The organism is Enterocloster lavalensis, from assembly GCF_046603895.1.
In the GTDB taxonomy this organism is placed as follows: Bacteria; Bacillota; Clostridia; order Lachnospirales; family Lachnospiraceae; genus Enterocloster; species Enterocloster lavalensis.
On sequence record NZ_CP176637.1, the window covers coordinates 6,316,283 to 6,337,104 of the forward strand.

11 protein-coding genes are annotated in these 20,822 nt (G+C 56.0%); 6 read left to right on the forward strand and 5 right to left on the reverse strand.

What is annotated here, in order from left to right; all coding sequences use genetic code 11:
* Nucleotides 1-85 precede the first annotated feature (85 nt).
* Entirely contained in the window at nucleotides 86-4,198 is a 4,113-nt protein-coding gene (locus ACK2JC_RS28370; protein WP_368270651.1) for an EAL domain-containing protein, read from the forward strand.
* Nucleotides 4,199-4,313: 115 nt separating this feature from the next.
* The gene (locus tag ACK2JC_RS28375; protein ID WP_276850879.1) at nucleotides 4,314-5,114 is read left to right on the forward strand and encodes a prepilin-type N-terminal cleavage/methylation domain-containing protein; all 801 of its coding nucleotides are present in this window, start codon (nucleotides 4,314-4,316) and stop codon (nucleotides 5,112-5,114) included.
* A gap of 112 nt (nucleotides 5,115-5,226) precedes the next feature.
* On the opposite strand, the gene ACK2JC_RS28380 is transcribed toward ACK2JC_RS28375, so the two are convergent.
* Entirely contained in the window at nucleotides 5,227-6,642 is a 1,416-nt protein-coding gene (locus ACK2JC_RS28380) for a sodium-dependent transporter (RefSeq protein WP_320937287.1), read from the reverse strand.
* Nucleotides 6,643-6,868: 226 nt separating this feature from the next.
* On the opposite strand from ACK2JC_RS28380, the gene ACK2JC_RS28385 reads away from it, so the two are divergent.
* The gene (locus tag ACK2JC_RS28385; RefSeq protein ID WP_107435458.1) at nucleotides 6,869-7,597 is read left to right on the forward strand and encodes a helix-turn-helix domain-containing protein; all 729 of its coding nucleotides are present in this window, start codon (nucleotides 6,869-6,871) and stop codon (nucleotides 7,595-7,597) included.
* Nucleotides 7,598-7,754: 157 nt separating this feature from the next.
* A complete protein-coding gene (locus ACK2JC_RS28390; RefSeq protein ID WP_320937286.1) occupies nucleotides 7,755-9,863 on the forward strand; it encodes a hypothetical protein in 2,109 nt (702 codons plus the stop codon).
* Nucleotides 9,864-9,926: 63 nt separating this feature from the next.
* On the opposite strand, the gene ACK2JC_RS28395 is transcribed toward ACK2JC_RS28390, so the two are convergent.
* The 3 genes from ACK2JC_RS28395 to ACK2JC_RS28405 are packed head-to-tail and all read right to left on the reverse strand — an operon-like array spanning nucleotide 9,927 to nucleotide 15,158.
* Nucleotides 9,927-11,816 (reverse strand): sensor histidine kinase, encoded by a 1,890-nt coding sequence (locus tag ACK2JC_RS28395; RefSeq protein ID WP_320937285.1) that lies wholly within the window; start codon nucleotides 11,814-11,816, stop codon nucleotides 9,927-9,929.
* Between the two features lie 7 nt (nucleotides 11,817-11,823).
* The gene (locus ACK2JC_RS28400; protein WP_368270647.1) at nucleotides 11,824-14,439 is read right to left on the reverse strand and encodes a hypothetical protein; all 2,616 of its coding nucleotides are present in this window, start codon (nucleotides 14,437-14,439) and stop codon (nucleotides 11,824-11,826) included.
* Nucleotides 14,436-15,158: a LytTR family DNA-binding domain-containing protein gene (locus tag ACK2JC_RS28405; RefSeq protein ID WP_320937283.1), complete on the reverse strand. Its 723-nt coding sequence runs from the start codon at nucleotides 15,156-15,158 to the stop codon at nucleotides 14,436-14,438. The genes ACK2JC_RS28400 and ACK2JC_RS28405 overlap by 4 nt, the downstream gene beginning before the upstream one ends.
* Before the next feature lie 183 nt (nucleotides 15,159-15,341).
* On the opposite strand from ACK2JC_RS28405, the gene ACK2JC_RS28410 reads away from it, so the two are divergent.
* On the forward strand, nucleotides 15,342-16,115 hold the full coding sequence (locus ACK2JC_RS28410; RefSeq protein ID WP_107435784.1) for a LytR/AlgR family response regulator transcription factor: 774 nt from the start codon (nucleotides 15,342-15,344) through the stop codon (nucleotides 16,113-16,115).
* Between the two features lie 236 nt (nucleotides 16,116-16,351).
* The gene (locus tag ACK2JC_RS28415) at nucleotides 16,352-17,686 is read left to right on the forward strand and encodes a leucine-rich repeat domain-containing protein (protein ID WP_320937282.1); all 1,335 of its coding nucleotides are present in this window, start codon (nucleotides 16,352-16,354) and stop codon (nucleotides 17,684-17,686) included.
* A 33-nt stretch (nucleotides 17,687-17,719) separates the two neighbouring features.
* Here the strand turns inward: ACK2JC_RS28415 and ACK2JC_RS28420 are convergent, their stop codons facing one another.
* A complete protein-coding gene (locus ACK2JC_RS28420) occupies nucleotides 17,720-20,743 on the reverse strand; it encodes an EAL domain-containing protein (protein ID WP_368270644.1) in 3,024 nt (1,007 codons plus the stop codon).
* Between the last annotated feature and the right edge of the window lie 79 nt (nucleotides 20,744-20,822).

The following is a 20,822-nucleotide window of genomic DNA, read 5'->3' on the forward strand; positions in this document are numbered from 1 at the left end:
CAGCTTGGCACAGAGCGCCGGCCCGTCCCGATAGCCGCCGCCGCTTTTGCAGGAGAGTACGGCGTGGGCGAAAAGGGGAACAACTATGTTGCAGAGAAAAATTCTGATCGTGGAAGACAATGAATTAAACCGGGCGCTGCTGGGCAATATCCTGGAAGAAAATTATGAAATTCTGGAGGCGGAAAACGGGCAGATCGCACTGGATGTGCTGGAGGACCACCGGGACGACGTTGCGCTGATTCTGCTGGATATCAATATGCCTGTGATGGACGGATACACCTTTTTAAGCCGCATCCAGTCGGATGCTTCCTTTTCCTCCATACCGGTGATCGTGACCACCCAGTCCGACAGCGTGGCGGACGAGGTGGAAGCGCTGTCCCACGGAGCGACAGACTTTGTGACCAAGCCCTACAATTCCCAGGTGATTCTGCACCGTGTGGCCAGCCAGATCAAGCTCCGGGAGTCCTCCGCCATGCTGAGCCTGGCCCAGTACGACCAGCTGACCGGCCTTTACACGAAAACTTTCTTCTATCAGCGGGTGAAGGAAACCCTGGCCCTGCACCCGGATCAGCCCTACGATCTCCTCTACTCCAATATTGAAAATTTCAAGCTGGTGAACGATATTTCCGGCATTCCGGCCGGGGATATGCTTCTGCGCAAGATCGCGCAGATGCTGTCCGAGCGGGTGAACCCGTGGGGCATCTGCGGGCGGATCGACGCCGATCATTTCGCCTGTCTGTTAGAGCGGCGCTGGGAGTACAGCCAGGCCCTGTTCCAGAGAGCGGAGGCGGAGATTCGCGAAGTCACCAACATGAAAAATGTGGTGATCCGCTGGGGAGTCTACGCCATCGACGACCGCAGCATATCGGTGGAGCAGATGTGCGACCGGGCGCTTCTGGCCGCCAACCGAATCAAGGGCCGGTACGGCAAATATTACACTGCCTACGACGAGGCGCTGCGCAGCAAGCTGCTGCGGGAGCAGGCGATCACGGACGGCATGGAGGCGGCTTTGGCGGGAGAGCAGTTCGTGTTGTATGTCCAGCCTAAATACAGGGTCAGGGACGAGTCTCTCTCCGGGGCCGAGGCCCTGGTCCGCTGGATTCACCCGGAGCTGGGATTTCTTCCGCCGGGGGAGTTTATCGCCCTGTTTGAGAAGAACGGATTTATCACCCGTCTGGACCAGTATGTGTGGGAACACACCTGCGCGGTTCTGCACGACTGGGACCTGCGGGGCTATCCGCAAATCCCCGTGTCGGTCAACGTCTCCCGGGCGGATATCTACAATATCGACCTGGCGGCGGTGCTGGTAAAATTAGTAAATCAATATGAGCTGGAGCCGTCCAGGCTTCATCTGGAGATCACGGAGAGTTCCTACACGGAAAATCCGCGGCAGATCATTGACACGGTGGATGAGATGAGGCGCCTGGGATTTATCATCGAGATGGACGATTTCGGGAGCGGCTACTCCTCCCTCAACATGCTCAACAAGATGCCGCTGGACGTGCTGAAGCTGGATATGAAGTTTTTTCAGAATGAGTCGGAACAGTCCGTGAACCGGGGCATCCTGCTGTTTATCATGCAGCTGGCCAGATGGATGCAGGTGGATGTGGTGGCTGAGGGCGTGGAGACTCGGGAGCAGGTGGAACTGCTGCGGGAAATCGGCTGCGATTTCGTGCAGGGATACTATTACGCAAAGCCTATGCCCTGCGAAGAATTCGAGGCGCTTTTTCATAAATCCGCAGCCAGCACATCCGGGGAGAGCGCCGGCAGCGGACCGTCCGGCGGGAGTAATGCGTCCGATTTGGAGCAGGAGCCGCGTTACGACCGGTACCGGGAGCTTCTGCTGCGCCATTACCACAGGGGCGACCCCGGCGTGCTGCTGGTGGGGCACTATGGCGCAAAAAACGGCCGGATTCTGGATCTGATCGATCACACGGGTTCCGGGCTCCGGCAGAGATTCGGCACAGACCGAAACACTTTCTTTCGGGGACTGGCCGCCTTTGTCGCAGACGAGGCCGAGCGCAGGGCGCTGCTGGGCTTGTGCCTGGATTTGCCCATTGCCGGAGATGTCCCGGAACGGGATGCCGAGCGTTCCGTTCGGTGTTTCATACACCTGCCCGGGGAGGAGACGGGGCGGTATATACAGTTTGCCATAAATTGGCTGTCGGTTCCCGGGGAGCAGGATGTCACCGTTATCTTCAATATGACGGATATCACGGAGCAGGTGATGGCGGAGTACATTCCGCGCCGCCTGTCCATTGCGGGCTGCGATCTGGTGATGGATGTGGACCTCTTTAAGGGAACTTACCGGGTGCTCAATTTCGGCAGCAGTAAAAAAATGGAAGATACTGAACTGCACGAGGGCAGCTATGAAAAGCAGGCGGCACAGGTTCTGCGGACCCAGGTTGTGCCCAGGGACCAGGAGCGGGTGGCAAATCTGATGGACCCGGAGTACATACTGGAACGGCTGGGGCGGGAGGATTCCTATTGGTTTCATTTCTCCATGTTCGGGGAGCAGCAGGAGATTCTGACCAAGAACATGTCCATTTCCTCCATCGATCTCAGGCTGGGGCGCGTCTGCATGGCCCGTTCCGATATCACGGATTCCGTCCGGGAGCAGCAGGCCATGCTCAACGTGCTGGCTCTGACCTTTGACCTGGTCAGCTTTATCGATATCAAGAGCGGCGGCATGACCATGTTTACCCGACGGACCGTGCAGGAAAATCTGTCTCCATACTATTTTGTCGACTACCGGTCGACCGTGGAGTCTATCGCCTCATTCTATATGGACCGGGAGGGCGAGACCCGCGTGAAGGAACAGTTCCGCTTAGAGACCATGCTGCTGCGGCTGAGGGAGGAACCGGCGGGTTACGATTTCGTGGCGCCCTATCAGACGGACGGCAAAGTTCTCTATAAGCAGATCAGCGTCATGTGGGGTGACCGGAACCGCAAGACGGTTTGCCTGGTGCGGGCCGATGTGACGGATATGCTGGCCCAGGAGCGCCGGAAGAAGGAAGAGCTGGAGGCAGCGCTGGCGCTGGCCGAGGAGGCCAGCCGGGCGAAAAGCGATTTCCTTTCCGCCATGAGCCACGATATCCGCACGCCGTTGAACGCGGTGATTGGTATGACGGAGCTGGCGTTCGCCCATATCGGGGACCGGGAGCGGGTGGAGGACTGCCTGCAGACGATCTCCCTCTCTTCCAGGCATCTGCTCAGCCTGATCAACAATGTGCTGGACATGGCTAAAATCGAGCGTTCCAGCCTGGTGTTCAACCGGATGAAAATTGCGCTGCCGGAGTTAGTGGAGCAGGTTTCTTCCATCATCGCGCTGCAGGCGCAGAATTCGGGAATCCGCTTCAGCACAGATGTAAACCATATCCGCCATGAAACCATTTTCGGGGACCCGCTTCGTCTCAACCAGATTCTGCTGAATATTCTGGGAAATGCCGTCAAATTCACCCCGAAAGGGGGCAGTGTGGAGTTTCGGATGGGTGAGCTGCCCGCCAGCAGCGCCCCCGGGATGGCGCGCTACCGGTTTGTGGTGCAGGATACGGGAATCGGCATGGGCGCTGAATTTGCGGAACATATTTTTGAACCCTTCAGCCGCGGCGGGGATTCCGGCCGCGCAGAGGGCGGAGGGCTGGGCTTAAGCATCACCAAGGGCCTGATCGACCTTATGGGCGGTGAGATTTCCGTGGAGACCAGGGAACACATGGGCAGCACGTTCCGGGTGGAGTTGGAATTTGAACCGGCTGACGCCGGACCTGGACCGGAATATGGGGGAGACCCGGAGGATTCAGGGCAGGAGCGCGCGCTTTCCGGCCGCCGTTTTCTGGTGGCTGAGGACAATGCGATCAATGCGGAAATCCTCTGCGAGCTGCTTCAGATGCAGGGAGCGCTGTCCGTGGTCCGCTCAGACGGCGCGCAGGCGCTGGCTGCGTTTCAGGAGGCGGCGGTGGGGACCTACGACGCCATCCTCATGGATATCCAGATGCCCAATATGAACGGCTACGAGGCGGCGCGGGCGATCCGCAGCCTGGACCGGAAGGACGCCGGGAACATCCCCATTATCGCCATGACGGCAAACGCATTTGCAGAGGATGTGCAGGCGGCTTTGGCGGCCGGTATGACCGCACATATCGCAAAACCCATCGATCTGGGAATTCTGCTGTTTGAACTCAACCGGATCCTGCGCTGATGTTTTTGTACTGATTTTTTTAAAAGTGGGAAAATTTGGTTACGAAACGGCCATAGAATGTGTTATACTGTCAGGATATGTGGTTGTAAAAACTGTGATTGCGGAGATTGGACGTATGATGGGACACAAAACGATAAAAGGGAGAAAGGGCTTCACGCTGGCGGAGCTGTTGATTGTGGTGGCGATTGTAGCGGTGCTGGTAGCCATATCCGTCCCGATTTTCACCAGCCGGATGGACCGAACCAAGGCCACGGTCTGCGAGGCCAACCGGAAAATCGTGTTGAGGCAGATTCTTCTGGAGCAGATGGAGGACGACGGCTTTACCCGGGATGGCGCGGAGGCGATTCTGGAAAAATCAGATGCGCGCTGCCCGGCCGGTGGGACGTTTTCGGTGGAATGGGAGGAATCCTACGTGAAGGTTAACTGTGACCGGCATGGGGCGTCTATCGGGGGTGGGGAGGATACGGATATAAAGGTATCCCAGACCTTTACCGAGGATTACCGGCAGTTCACGGTGGATTTTTTAAAGAAGAATCCCACCAAAAGCAACAATCAGATCCGGGAAGCATTTCTTGAAAAATATAACGGAAAATGGCCTACGCTGACCGTCCGGGGAGAAAGCTATTCCATTCAGCCTTATTACCAGGGAAAGGATAGGACCCGGCCGGTAGAGGAGTGTGTGTGGCTCTTCGCCAGATCGGACTCCAGCGCGGCGGCGGGATGGAGCGTGCCTTATGTCTACAACATTGTGGACGACAAATGGTATGAAGCCACCAAATGGGACGGGACGCCGGGAGGCGCTGCCAATATCACCTACAGCGACGTCAACGCCCTCGACGAGGCGGTCAAAACCGCCACTCACTCCAATGGAAAGCTGCAATGGATTGAGGTGACGGACTATCAGGAGTCCAAATAGACAAATAAAAATCCGACCCGATCAAAATAAGGAGCTTTTGCAAATTGAACCTGCAAAAGCTCCTTATTTAGACAAATGCGTTATATTTTTCCAAAAACCGGTAATCCGGCTATCAGCCGAACAGCCCGCGAATGACCGTGAGAATCCCGGCCGACTGTAAAAACAGCACCGTCATCATCACCGGCGTCACGTAGCGGATCATAAACGCATACATTTTTTTCCGTTTAAATACCGTTCCATTCAGCTCCATCTCTTCATCAATCCAGGAAGGCCCGATCACCCAGCCCACGAAAATACAGGTCAGTAAGGAGATGAAGGGCATGAGGAAGCTGTTGCTGATGTAGTCCATCAGGTCCAAAAGCTGCGCGGTCTGGCCATTGGGCAGGGGCAGCTCAAAGTAGAGGAGATTGTAGCCCATGCAGATTACGGCTGCAGCTCCGGCGAAGATCAGGCCGATGATCAGGCTCATTTTCTGCCTGGAGGTGTGGAACAGTTCCATGCAGTTGGCCACCAGAGTCTCCATGATGGAGATGCAGGAGGTCAGCGCCGCAAAGGCCACCATGATGAAAAATACCAGACCGATCAGGGAACCGGCCCGCCCCATGGCGTCAAATACTTTGGGCAGGGACACGAACATCAGGCTGGGGCCGGAGGCCATACCTTCGGTGCCAGAAAACCCAAACACGGCGGGGATGATCATCATTCCGGCCAAAAAGGCCACGCCGGTGTCGAAAAATTCAATCTGGCTTAAGGAGCGGTTGAGATCCACATCTTTTTTCACATAGGAACCGTAGGTGATCATGATTCCCATGGAAACGCTCAGGGAAAAGAACAGCTGGCTCATGGCGTCCAGAAGGATTTCCAGAAATCGCTTGCCGGTGATTCCGTCCAGGTTCGGGATTATATACACGCCCAACCCCTGCAGTCCCGTGCGGGTGACTCCGTCTGCATCCGTGTATTTCAGGGTGAGGGAAAACAGCGCGATCCCCACGATCATAAAGATCAGGCCGGGCATGATGATTTTCGAAAATTTTTCGATTCCTTTCTCCACGCCGCGGTACACGATAAATGCCGTGGCGGCCAGAAACGCCAGCATGAAGAAGATGGGCGAGACCTTGGAAGTGATAAAGGCGGTGAAATATCCGTCCCGGGCCGCATCCGCCCCGCGTGCCGTCAGGTAGGTGACAATGTATTTTGTGACCCAGCCTCCGATTACCGAGTAGTAGGTCATGATCAGAGCCGGGACCAGGAAAGTCAGATATCCCAGAAATTTCCATTTGCGATTGATCACACCGAAGGCTTTCAGGGCGTTCTGCTTTGTCTTTCTGCCGATGGCCACGTCTGTGGTCAGGAGCGTGAAGCCGAAGGTCAGCACCAGCAGCAGGTAGATGATCAGAAACAGGCCGCCGCCGTCTTTAGCCGCCAGATACGGAAAACGCCATATATTTCCCACGCCCACGGCGCTGCCCGCCGCAGACAGTACAAATCCGATTGATCCGCTGAAACTGCTTTTCTTTTTGGTATCCATAAAAATCCCCCATTTTTCATAAGCTGGCCGGTTCTGCCAAGGGTAAAACCTCAAATAGTTTAGCAGAAATATGTCATAAAGCAAATGAAGAGAAGTTTCGTTAAAATAAACTTTTCTCAAAAAAGTTTATTCACAGTAGAAAAATATCCCCGGATCGTGTATGATAGGTAACGGACCGGACGAAATGTGCGGGAGGGTATATTTTAACGAAACTTTAGGAGGACTTATGAGCAAGGTGAACGAACACATCGGCGGGCGGATCCGCATGTACCGGAAGGCCAGGGGAATGACGTTGCAGCAGCTTGCGGACTCGATCCACAAGAGCCGCGCCAGCGTCAGCAAATACGAAAACGGCGAGATCACGCTGGATGTGGAGACACTGTTTGAAATCGCCCAGGTGCTGATGGTCAGCCCCAGCCAGCTGATGGATGTCCGGCCGCCGATGCCCAAAAGCGCGGAAATATCCCCGAACCACTCTGCCAAAAGCCCGTTCTTTCAAGCGAAACGTTTGTATTTCTATTTTTATGACGGGCGCTATAAGCGGCTGAAGGACGGGATCATCGATATCTATGAGCAGGAAAATGCCCCGGGCAACTACGAGGCCACCCTATCCATCAGCGCCGTGACGCCCACGGGCAGGAGCAGCGAGATCTATTACACCGGAAAGGTGGTTTACAGCGACATGCTGATCCGATTCTCCTTTGTCAACCAGTGCAACGCCCTGGAGGAGGATTTGCTCTACATCTTCAACCCACTGGAAATCCGGGATTCCACGGACGGACTTTTGTGCGGTATCTCCAGCGCTGATCTGATGCCCTGCGCCTTTAAGTGCCTGGTGACCCTGACGCCCCAGGAGCACACGGAACACTTCAAACAGCAGCTTCTGATCACGAAAAAGGAGCTGCAGAAGTGGCAGAAATTGAATATGCTGATTGTGGATAACAGAGGGTTGTGAGCCCTCTGTTTTTCGATGATCCGGGCACCGGAATTTGTGGACAAAGGATTGATTTTTGTATCATAAAACCTGACTTATTTCACAGAATACCCTATTATGTCGAATTATTTGATATATTCATAGAGTGAGTTTGGATAATTAAAGGAGGTTTTAGTGTATGCGAAAATTACATAAAGGCATGAAGCGGATCAAACGTTTTAAGACGAAGGCCGCGGCCTACGCAGTTGCGATCTGCCTGGCTGCAAGCGGAGCCCCGCTTACCGTCCTGGCGGCGGGCGTTGAGGGACAGACGGAGCAATCCGCAGGCAACGAAAGCAATGGCGGCCAGGGACAGAACACCGGAGATGAAAGTCAGAATACGGGAGGCGGCCAGACGGATCAGGGCGGCGGAAGCGGCGCGGAGACCGGGAGCGGAGAAACGGACGGCGGCAGTGGAAGTACCAACCCGGACAGCCAGGATTCCACAGGCGACAAAGATCCTGATGGCGACAAGACCGAGGAGGGCGGAAGCGGTGAGAGCACCGATCCCAGCGACAAGGATCCTTCAGGCAGCGGGACGGAAGAAGGCGGAAGCGGAAACGACGGTGAGAGTACCGGTCAAGACGACAAGGATCCCACGGGCGGCGAGTCCGAAGAGGGGACCGGCGGCAACGGCGGTGAAAACACCGGCAAGGACGACGAGAATCCCTCAGGCGGCGGGACAGAAGAAGGCGGAAGCGGAAACGATGGTGAAAACACCGATCCGGGTGATAAGGATCCCGAGGACGGCGGAAATACCGACCCGGGTGACAAGGATCCCGAGGACAGTGGAAATACCGACCCGGGTGACAAGGATCCCGAAGGCGGCGGAAATACCGACCCGGACGGCCAGGATCCCTCAGGCGATGGGACGGCCGAGGGCGACGGCGGTGAGAATGCCGGCCCGGACAGCCAGGAGCCCACAGACGGCGGAGTAACCGATGAGGGCAATCAGGAAGAAAACGCAGACGGCGACCAGAAGGATGAGAACATTCCGGACAAAGATCTGATCGACGAGGCCCAGAATAACGAAATCCTGACCCCGGAAGTTCCCCTCGAGCCGGAACTGATACAGCCTGCGCTTTTGACGGCGGCTTCCCTTCCGAAAGAGGTTCCGGATGTGGAAATGGAGCCGTTGGTTATAGCGGATGAGGATGACCACATGGCCTATGACCTGCACGATTATGGTAATCGTTATGATGTGTCGGGCATAGTAGGATCGGATACAATCAAAAGCAGCTTTAGCGGATACAGTACAGCATTAAAGGGGGAAGATTATCTTTCTTTCGATGATGAGAGGAAAGCAACCACCGAAAATCTTGAGATCTCTCTGCGGGCAAAAATTATCCAGATTGAAGGAATCTCTTATGTTCGGATGATCTATTATGTCACAAACACAAGTGTTGACAAGAGTGTTGAGTTTTCGTTTGGCACATATGCAGATACATGCGTAGGGAGTGATGACTCTGCTTTAGTGAAACGAAAAGATGACGGCGTACTGATGTTGGGTCGCGATACATTTTCCATGGATCAGGATTATCTCTATGCCTTCTCTGTCAGGGACGACGACGAGAGCGACGTTCCGGTTGACCGGTGGTGGTTTGGAAGACATGGAGAGGAATATAATAAGGTGTTTCCAACAGATAAAGATGAAGAACTGTTGGATGAAATATCCGGCGTAGACAGCGCCATGGCCTTTTCATGGCTGGATCAGGAATTGGATGCCGGCGAGACCCTAAAATATTCGGTCCTGTTTGGAATCGGCACAGTGGAGGATTACGGAGGAGACGATAAACCTGAGGAACCAGCGCCTGATGATCCTGATCAGCCTGATCAGCCGGCGCCGCCCGTCGTAAATGATCACAAGGACAGCGATAGCGACGATGATCACGACGACACCCAATACTGGAGTAACACGGACGGCAAGTGGAGCTTTGGCAGAAACGGTTCCTCCTACCGTGATGAATGGGGATACCTGTATTACAATGGAAGCTACAACTGGTATTTCTTCGATCAGGACGGAACCATGGAAACCGGATGGGTCACAGCGCCAGACGGGCAGAAGTATTACCTCAACACTGCTTCCGACGGGAAGCAGGGAGCAATGTGCACCGGCTGGAAGCTGATCGACGGCAAATGGTACTACTTTAACCAGGAGCAGGGTGCCTCTCAGGGCAGGTTGCTGGTGGGAACCACGACGCCGGACGGCTACAAGGTGGATGAGAACGGCGTGTGGCAGCCAAACTAAATCTTTACCCCTGAAACGGGGAGTAAAAAAGAGCTGGGAGATGATTCCAGCTCTTTTAAACGTTTAAAGCTGCTGCCAAAGGACTACGGAGACCACAAATTCCTGTTCCCCGGGCGTCAGGAAAAACTGACCGCCGCACTTGTCCACCAGCGCGCGGACACTGGATATACCGATGCCTGTGCCCTCATGTTTGGTGGAAGCGATTTTCTCACCCGAGGCCATAAACTGCCCGTCCCAGGCATTTTTGACTGTCAGAAGCAGGTTCCCGCCTGCGATTCTGGAGTACACCTTGACGGATTGCTGGTCCTTTGGCACTTTTTCCGAGGCCTCCACCGCATTTTCCAGCAGATTCCCGAACAGCAGACCCAGATTCCAGTCCTCCAGCTTCAGCTCAGGCGGGAGCGCAACCTTCAGCTCCAGCGGAATCCCTTTTTGACCGCACTGCTGTATATAATAGTTGAGAACCGCGTTAACCGCGTGATTTTCACAGAGTGCCGGCTGCACGGCCTGATTGGCGCTGACCTCGCAGCCGCTTATATAATGCTCCAGTTCCTCGTACTGATGCTGCCGGGCAAGCTCCATCACCGCGTTTAAATGGTGGCGCAGATCATGGCGCATACGCCGGATTTCCGCGAAATTCTCAGAGACGATGCGGTAATTTTCCTCCTGAAGGGAAAACTGTTTTTTCATCAACCGGGTATTTTCAGTTAAAGCCGCCCGATCCGCAAAGGCTTTGACAGTGCCGAACCAGAGGACTCCGGCCAGCAGAAGGATCAGCAAAAACCCCGCATTTTCAGTCATCCAGCCGGTACGCACCGGCTCAAAAACAGGGACGACCGTTTGAAACATCATGGAAACGGCAATGGCGCACAATCCGGCCAGCAGCGGACCGTCCGTGTCCCCGCCCTTTTGCCTGTTAAAGAGAGCGGTAACAATCAGCCAGCCAAAGAGCAGAAGCTTGTAGCAGTCCAGAAACCGGGAATATGCCATCATGGCGGATAATCCCCGTCCCGCCAGTAGCACAGGGACCACTAAGGCCAGAAGGGCCACACCGCTTCCAACTCCCCGGACAATTCTGCGCGGACGGCCGTCAATCCCGCACAAGCTGCAGTGCAGAGCGGTGAGCATCAGGAGAAAGAGATAAAAACTGACGTCCTCCAGACGGTATGACCAAATGCCCGCCCCGAACTGATGGAACAGCGGATACACCGCATAGAGGGAAAATGCCAGGCAGGACAGCGCGAACAGGGTCATTCTCTGCCGTTCCTCTCCGGTTTTTACACCGATGGTGAGATACAGGATCCCAATGGTAAGCGCCGCCACTGTCACGATACAGGTGCGCAGCAGGCGCGAGGTGAGCAGATCCGACACGGCCAGAACAGAGCCGAAGGCGGGGGGATAGACCATCCCGCTGTAATAGTGGCTGTAATCCGCAGCCTGTACGACAATTTCCGCCTGCCCGGCGGCCTGAAAGGTGACCATGCCGGTGCGCGTGGAGGGCTTCCCCCGCACATCGGATACGTCCCCCAGACTCTGCACCGGAGCTCCGTTGATCCAGACCCGGGAGGAAGTATAGATTTCCGGGAGTTCCAGGGCGTACTCCTTCGACTGATCCGGCAGCAGGATTGTCAGCCGGTAGGTGGCGCAGCCGTGAGGTGATCCAGACCCGTTTGCGCCTTCAAAACCGCCATACTGTCCCAGGTAGACAAAAAGCGGTTCAAGGCCGTCAAATTCCCCGGGAGCCAGAAGAAGTTGGGGATAAAGCTCCCAGCCGTAGGCCAGAATGGAAAACGGCTGATCCCCCGCATGTTGGCTGAGGTCCAGCACGCCCTCCCTGGCCCTGGGTCCGGGGAAGTTGTATTTGTTATCATACCGGTACTGAAAAAAGCAGGTGGCCAGGGCAATGAGGGCGCCGCACAGCAGCCAGATCACCCGCTTTCGGTTGTAGCACATTTTGATCTCATCGCCTCCTTATCATCCAGAGACCGGCCAAACCTCCCGCAATGACGGCGGCAGCTCCGGCGGCGATCCGGGAAAGCCCCCGGCGGAACGTCTGACCGGCAGCGGGGGAACCGTTGACGCCGGTAGTTCCAATCTTTTCAGCGTCCGCCCCGTTAATGGCGGCCGCAGCGGCGTTTGCATCGCCCGCGGCAGAATCCGGTTCGTCTGTAACCGTCTCAGCCCCGTCTCCGGCGGCGTTTGTACCGTCTCCGTCCACCGGAACCACAGAGGTGTCGGAATCGGACTTGTCCGACTGGCCGGATTCATATTCCGGTCCCGACCTTGCGGCTTCCGGCGAAACGTCCTGGCCGGACCGTGTCCCTGCGGCAGCCGGTTCGATTTGCGGGGGATGTTCTGCTCCGGCGTACAGGGCGGGAGCTGCGGTTTGCGTTAACTCCGGTCCGCCGATGGAGCTTGTCTCCGACGGGGCCGCAGCGGAGGTAGAAGAGGAGCTATGCCCGCCGGAGGAGCTGCCGCCGTTTCCACCGCCGTCCGGCCGGTCCGTCTCCCCGTTTCCGGGTGACGTGGACGGTTCCGGTGCAGGTTCTTCCGGGGATTCCTCCGTTGGCAGCTCCTGCGTGGGGGCCTCCGTTGGTGGTTCCGGCGTAGGTTCTTCCGTTGGCGGTTCCGGGCTGTCCGGCTGATCCGGCTCATCGTTGTTTCCTCCGCCTGAAAGATCAAACAAACCTTCCGGCGGTTTTTCCTGCCGTTTTCCGCCTCCCCGTTCTCCGCTTATGTCCGGGCCAAATTTCAGTCCGCTCGTGTTGTGGATCACGTACAGGCCGGTGGAATAGGTCTCCGTATCCGTCAGAACATCCTGCTCCACCTGGATCGTATATCCCTTGGCTCTGAGATACTCCGGCTTCAGGCCGGACACGGAGAGAGTATCGCCGTACAGCTCCACATTGGGTTCGTCCGTGATATTGTACCACGTTTCACTGCCGTCCACCGAGCACCAGACCGTCAGCCGGGAGGTGTCCTCAAAAATCAGGGGTTCGTCGTATTCCGTACAGAATTCGAATTTTGCTGTTTGGTTTTCATACAGAATTTCCTCCACCGGATACAGCATAAAGGAGTTCACCAAGTCGCGGATTGATATGGTAAAGGAGAGCTCCGGCATATGCTCAAAATCCAGCATACCGCTGTTCTCCGCGATCGCAGACTCGGGAAAGGCGCCGTAAACCACCGTGTCCCCAGTCTGATTCCAGTCGAGGTTGTCCACAGGCGTCCAATCCCAATTCACGTCCAGCACAGTGTAATTCTGCCAGGGCTTTTCCGATGAATTTCCATAATAGACCCTTATTTTGTTGTAAAAATCCCGGTTCAGCCGTTCGTCATCTCCGGTAACGACCTGCAGGTCCAGATCCATGGAATACCAGGAGTTGGTCTTATACCCTAAAATGGGGTAGAGACCTTCCACAACCGGCTCGTCATTCCATGCGCTTCCCTGATCCGGCCCCCAACTGTCCCCGCCTTGCCTGCCGCCGCTTGGAATCACATTCGCTTTTAAACCCTCTCCATCCGCAGCGACCGCCACAATATCCGAATTTTCAGAACAGAAATTATAACTGTAAAATTCTGTAAGCTGGTACATGCAGCCGGGGTTAGCGCCGGTGATGGAGGCCTGCTGCTCCGTGATCCGCACCCGCATGCTTTCACTGATATTGTTCCAGGTTGCACCATTGTCCCGGCTTTCGCAGAGGGAGAAGGAGTACATCGGGAGCGGGACAGAAGCGCCGTCCCTGAGATAATTGAGAATTAATTTATTTCCGTCCATCCTGGGCTGGAACGAAATTGTCCAATGGCGGACAATTCTCAGCGTGAAGGAGGGCGGTTCCAGGTTATCCCAGTCCAACTCGTAAGGGCAGGGAGCCGTGTCCAATACTCCGGACACCGTATATTCCCCTTCCCTGTCAAAATCCACGGCTGTGTAATCCCATTCCACGTCCAGGCGCATCGGCTCGCTCACGTGTCCGTCAGGACCGTCCACGTAAAGCTCTACCGTATCGCCTAACCTGCCGGAGAGATCGTCAAACGCGCCCATTTCCAGCTCTATAACCCCGTCGTAAGGAAAAAAGTCATAACCGCAGAACGTATAGTCCCCCTCAGCCTGCTCCGGAACGGAAATCAGAGAAAGCTCCGGAACGCGGTTTTCCATAGATTCCGGAAGCCTGTCAGCCTGAGAAGGGCTGCCGGTGGGGTGGACGGCCGGAAAATCCGGCTCCGTTTCCCATGGCTTATCGGCGGAGGTCTCATTCGGCGCAGTCCCATCGGCAGAGGTTTCATCCGGCCCGGTCCCCTCGGCAGAGGTCTCATCCGCCGCAGTCCCCTCCGCCGAAGTCTCATCCGTCCCCGTCTCCCCCACAGAGGTCTCCACGGTTTCCCCGTCCGTTCTGTCTGCATTTTCCGGCCCGTCCCCGGTTTCCCGATCCGCCTCGTCTGGGGTGGCGGGATGGCGCTCCGCCGCCTGGGCCAGACAGCTTCCGGCCTGAAGGCCGGCGGATACGCCGCCTACGGCAAGGCTGGCGGCGGAGATGGAAATAACAGCGGGCAGTATAAGATAGTATTTTTTCACAAATGATCACCTGTCATGGACGAGGTCAAATACCGCCCATACTCCCTCTCGAAATTTTTTTCACAGGTCCGGCTGAGCGGAACTTTTTCCCCTGTGTTTAACATGATATCATTTCCGCATTTCGCGGCCACATAGTCCATATTCAGGAGGAAACTTCGATGGGTGCGGATGAAACGCGGATCAGAGAGCTGGTTCATGACTGTCTCCAGCGTGCAGCGGATGGAGAGCTCGCCGTCCGCGTGAATGACGGTTTGATTCCGGAACACCTCCACAAATCGAATCTGCCGGAACGGAACCCGGAATTCATGGCCGCCGGAGAAAAAAGAGGCGTAGCGGGCGGCGGATACAAGTAAAGCCTCACAACGGTTCAGGGCTGTTTCGACCCGGCTGTATGTAATCGGCTTAACCAGGTAGTGCTCGGCGTTCACCTCGTAGCTCCTGGCGTAATGGTCGGTGCTGATGGTAACGAAAATAATTGCACAATCATTTCCCTCCGCCCGGAGCGTTTCCGCCAAATCTATCCCGGAGAGAGGGGACATGTAGATGTCCAAAAATAAAATCCGAATATCCGGGTTCCTGCGGACCGCTTCCAACAGCCGTTCGCTCTGATCGAATTCCAGAATGGTATAATCAAGCATGCGCTGGGCCGCATACTGCCGGATAAAACCGCACAGCTGTTCCAGCACCGCCTTGTCGTCGTCGCAAATTGCGATCTTCATGAAATTCCCCCTAAAAGGCAAAGTATAATATCTATTTAATCATACAAAAAGCGCTGTTGCAAGATTTATAGCAGCCGCTTGTCCCGCATTCCGGCCGTTCGTCCCACAGGACTTCCAAAAACAGGGGTTTTCAGCTATGTTTATTTTTGAGTACAATCGGTATGGATTGGGGAGGGGTTTTTCATGTTGGTAGCTATCTGTGACGACGAAAAAGCAGAATGCGAGAAGGTTACCGGGATTCTGGCGCAGAAAATGAGAAAGCGGCGGGAACCTTTGCAGATCGTCTGTTTTCAGCAGGGGGAGGATCTGATCGAACCATATGAGGACGGCCGGAAGCCGGGTTATGATCTCATTTTCATGGATATTTTTCTGCAAAAAGAAAACGGGATGGAGATTGTCCGCAGGCTGCGCGGTTATGACCGGGATGTGTCGGTGGTTTTTCTGACCAGCAGCCCGGATTACGCGGTGGAGAGCTATGAGGTCTGGGCCGACGGATATCTGCTGAAGCCGGTGTCTCAGGATAAACTGGAAAACCTGTTGAACCGTTTTATGGAAAAACGCTATCCGCGGCTCAAAAGGAGCCTGCTCATGGTAGGCGGCACAAGCGGGAGAAGAATCGCTTACGATGATATTCTGTATGTGGAGAGCCAGAGAATGAATCTGCGCATCGTATGCAGTGGCGGCGAGGTACACCGGATCCGGAAAAAGCTCGACGAGGTCCAGGCGGAACTGACGCAGTCCCGATTTCTGCGCTGCAATCAGAGCTATATTGTGAATATGGACTACATCACCAGCGCGGACACCAATTTCACCATGGAAAACGGCGACAAGATCCCAATTAAAGTGCGGGAGCGGAAAAAAATCCGGGAACAGTATTTTTCCTACCTCCTGAAGCTGGGATGGGGCTGCGTGGACTGCGACGGCATGGTGGAAAACGAAAAAAATAACGCAGTGTGAGACATTCACTGTATTGGCAGTCCTTTTGGTATTACAACAAGGCGTCCAGGTCTTTCGGCCGGGACGCCTTTTTTCGCGCGCCCTGGCACGTCCGTTTCCAGCACATTCCCAATTCCCGCCGCAATCCGAACAATCGGTTGGTATTCTCCGGGGAATATGGTAAAATCAATCTATCAATATACGGCAAAGGCCGCCGGATTCAGGCGGCGGCCTATCTTCTGAAAGGGTAAAAACGTATGGTAAACTTCAAACTCATGGCATTATTGGCCGGGCTTTTGATATCCGGCGTTTACAGCGCCGGCGGGACCGGCGGAAACGACCCGGGCAGTCAGACGGAACCGGCACAGAATCCCCAGACTGCCTATTACGATCTCCTGGACGACGGCGCATACGGGCTGAATGTCGAAGGCCTGTGGACCATCGGCCCCGGGCCGGATGCCATTCCCTGGGCCATCTGGTTTGAAGACTCCGAAGCGTTTTTACTGGCGGATGTACAGCCCACGGACGAGGACAGCGCGGGCTTCCATGAAACCTGGGAGAGCGGGACCTCCTCCCTGTTGGGACAGCTGGCAGAAGAGAATCTTGGGGAGGAACTGGCCGGCTTTACGCCATTTACCGAGGACACCGGGTCCGGCGGGCCCATCTACGGAATGGAATACACCTACAGCCGTGGAGACACCACCTTCTATGTGACGGTCTGTTACCGATTCTGTGACGCCTACACCCTGGAGCTGATCAGCATCGATCCCGATTCCCAGGCACAGTCCCGCAGGGTGGCGGTGAACACGGCGGACTCCTTCACGGATCTGGGCGGCCCGCGCCACATCGCCACGGCGCGCCCGGAGGTGATGCTGGGCGGAGAGAACTGGCCCTGGAAATACCTGCACAACCCCTTCGCCGTATCGGCCTATTACATGGACATCGAGTCCCCTCCGCCGCCCTCAGAGGAGCGGAAGCTGATGGACTATGAGATTCGCTGGATCGACGCCGGGATGGAAATCCTGGTCCGGGCGGTGATCGACAAGCCGGAGGGAACGGTGATGTCCAGCGATCTGGACCGCATCGAGGAATTTGCCGTGATCGGCTGGCTGGGCGACTTTTACCGCGTGCGCACCAATGACCGGATGGTGGAGCTTCCCAGAGAGGGGATTACGGTACGGTCCATCGAAGATCTCCTGGAATTCCAAAACCTCAGGGTCCTGGACGTGGAGCTGACGGAGCTGGAGGACGTGAGACCCATCGCCTCCATGACCGGACTGGAAAGCCTGTCTCTGATGGTAAGCCCCGAGCTCAAAGATCTGGAATTCCTGCGCCCCCTGGAGCGCCTAAAAACGCTCATGATGTGGGGAGGCGCTTATCCAAACGTGACGGACATCAGCGTCTTTCAGAACTTGACGCAGCTAAAGAGCGTCATGATCATTCTTCCGGAAATCCGGGACCTCTCGGTGTTTGCAGCGCTGCCCAATCTGGAACAGCTCTGGATCAACTGCCACGAGGACGTGAATCTGGACGCGGTGATCCAGGCAAAACAGATTCGGGATCTGATGGTGAACGCTCAGACCATCCGCTGAGAAGCGCGTGTTTTCGCCCTCCCTTTGGTTCGGTCAAACCGGCCGGTCCGCCCCGATGCAGCGGTAGAACTCCCCGGCCTCGATGGGGCGGTAGAAATAAAAGCCCTGAATCATGTCGCAGTCGGTCTGGCGCACCGCGGCCAACTCATCCTCCGTCTCCACCCCTTCCACGCACACCTGCTTGCCGGAGCGGTGGCAGGCGTAGACGATGCTCATAATGAAGTCCAGGTTTTCCGGGGAGTGGGTGATCTGGTTCATCAGCGTGCGGTCCAGCTTGATTACATTGACCGGATATTTAAACAGCATCTGCAGGGAGGAGAAGCCGTTTCCGAAATCGTCCAGGGCGAATTTGATGCCCATCTCGTGGCATTGGTTCACAAACTCGTGAAGGCGTTTTGGCATCTCGTCGAAGTGGGTTTCCGTCAGCTCCAGCATCAGGTGGCGTCCGGGAAGCCCGCTTTCTTTTAACGTCTGCTGCATAAAGGGCAGGAAGCTGTCGTCCAGAACCTGCAAATAACTGACGTTAAAGGACAGAAGGAAATCCGGCCGGCAGGGGATCACGCGGCTGCAGATGCGCACTGCCTGCTCAAATACCCATTTTCCCACCACCTTGATCATCTGCGTCTCCTCCAACAGGGGAATGAACACGGCGGGAGAGACGTCCTGATCCAGATACCTCCAGCGCAGCAGCGTTTCGCCGCCGATGATCTCGCCGCTGTCCCGGGAGACGATGGGCTGCACCACCACGCGGAAACCCTCGCAGCCCTTTTCCACGCTTTCGCTTAAGACCAGCGCCATGTTGGAGCGCTCCCGCTGCCTGGCGATCAGGTCCGAGGAAAACTCGCTGTACTCCAGGTCCTGGTTGAGCTTCGCCACGTTGATCAATGTGATGGCATTTTCCAAAATCTCCTGGGGCAGGCGGCCGCCCTGCGGAAAGGACTGCACGCCGAAGGAGGCGGCCCGTTTGGCGGTAATCCGCTCCCTGGAATAAACCAGGTTGATGATTCTGCGGATCCCGGCCACCGCCTCGCCGGGATCCCAGCCGTTTGTGCGTCTGGAGATCGCCATGAAACGGATGCCGTCCAGGCGGTAGAAAGTGAACATGGTGCCAAGCTCCTCCTCCAGCGTGTTGGCGATATCCCGCAGGATCCGGTCGCCCTCCATCCGTCCCTTGGATTCGTTGATGTAGGTGAAATGGTTCAGGCCGAAGCTGATCACCAGAGCGGGGGTATTTCTGGAGCTCAAGGTCACCAGCTCGTTTAACGCCGCCCGCTCCCGCAGAAATCCGGTGGTCGCATCCATGGCAAAGTTGCTCTCCAGCCGCGAGACGCAGCCGGAAAAGAACAGGGGAGTGGTCCGGTCCTCCGACCACCGGATGATGCCGCGGCAGTGAACCCAGACGGAGTACCCCCGCCTGTCCGTGACGCGGTAGCGCAGGCTGTGAATGTCCTTCTTGTGCTCCAGCATCTGGCGCAGGTCCTGCTGGTACAGAATCCGGTCCTGGGGATCCCCGATCATGGCCCCCCATTTTTCAATGAGATCGTAGACCACATTGCTGGGAAAACCGAAATCGTCCCGCATATTGTCGGAGATGTAATATAGGTTGTTCTGAAGATCGCCGAAATACAGGTAGTAGGGCGCCTCGGGGATGGCCACCGACTGAAAAAACGCCTCGGCGTCGTAATAATTGTTGTGGATGAACGCCTGAAAGGGCGTCTCGGGGTCCCGTTCCGGCTGCTTTGTTCTGGCGCAGCCCGGTCCGGGACAGGGCGCATTCTGCGGCTGCTGCCGGCTGAGATAGTATTGCTGCTTGTTGCAGTACATCTCGTTTTCCGCCTGCCGGGCCAGCTCTTTGATTTTGGTACTCCCGTCCTCAGACCAGACGGCGCCCACCGCCAGATGGGCGTTGTTTTTTTGCAGCTGCTCCAAAAGCCGGTCCACCTGCCCCTGAAAGCTCTCCCGGCTGTCGTCAAAGCAGACTGCCAGGAATTCGTCTCCGCCGATGCGGTAGACCAGCCCGGCGGGGAAGTGCTCCGCCAAAAGCTGGCTGGCGCTTAAGATCATCTGGTCGCCCTGGGCATGCCCCTGGCTGTCGTTGATTGTTTTCAGGCCGGAGATATCGCAGTAGACCACCCCGAGCGGGCGGGTCCCGGTCTGGCTGGCGATCATTTCCTCCATGGCATAGCGGTTCAGCACGCCGGTGAGCGGGTCGTGAAAGCTCATATGGCGCAGGCGGCGGACCTTATCCCGCCGTTTCATGAGGACGACAATAAAATGACGGATGACCTGGAGCATGGCGGAGATATGCCGGACCCGCTCCCTGGGCGGGTTGTCCACCCCGCAGAACCCCATCAGCTTTCCGCCGTCAAACAGCGGGCAGACGACTGCTGTTTTCGTATCCTGGGCTTTGAGCCAGTTATATTCCAGGGGATTGATGTCCTTTAGTTCCTCCACATCCTCCACCACAACGCACTGATCCCGCTCAAAGACGGGCAGCCACGGCTCCACGGTATTCCAGGTGGCATACTGAAAGCTGGCCTTTTCGGAGGAGGCGGACGGAGCGCACCACTCGTAGGTGTTGCAGATGCGTCCGGCCCTGAGCTCCTCAAAGATGTAAGCCCGGTCACATTCCAGCCTGTCCCCCAGATAGGAGATCAGCTCTTCTAACGCTTCCCCCGTATCTTCATCCGCCAGCGTGCGCCGCAGGCACTCGTTGACAATGGCCTCATTTTCCAAAAGGAGGAAAAGACTGCGTTCTGCTTCTTCCTGCCCTGCGATATCCACCGCCGTCTCAAGGCGGTAGGTCCGGCCATCCTGTTCGATCAGGGTTTCCTTCAGGGCATAGGTGCCCTTACCGCGGGCATCGCTGCAAAATCTGCAGGGCTCAGGCAGTCCCTGCAGAAGCTCATAGCATTTCCGCCCGCGGTAATCCTCGGTCCGCGGACAGTTAAACGTGCTTCTGGCAAGCTGGTTCATATAAACCAGATCATATTCTTTGGCATCTACCACATAAACAATTTCCTGGAGATTTTCAAACGCTTCCCAAATTTTGTTCATATCGACCGTCTTTTCCCATGGAGGAACAAACGCCGTCAAGCGGACCGTTCGATCCGCCTGCGGAAAATCCCGCTTATTC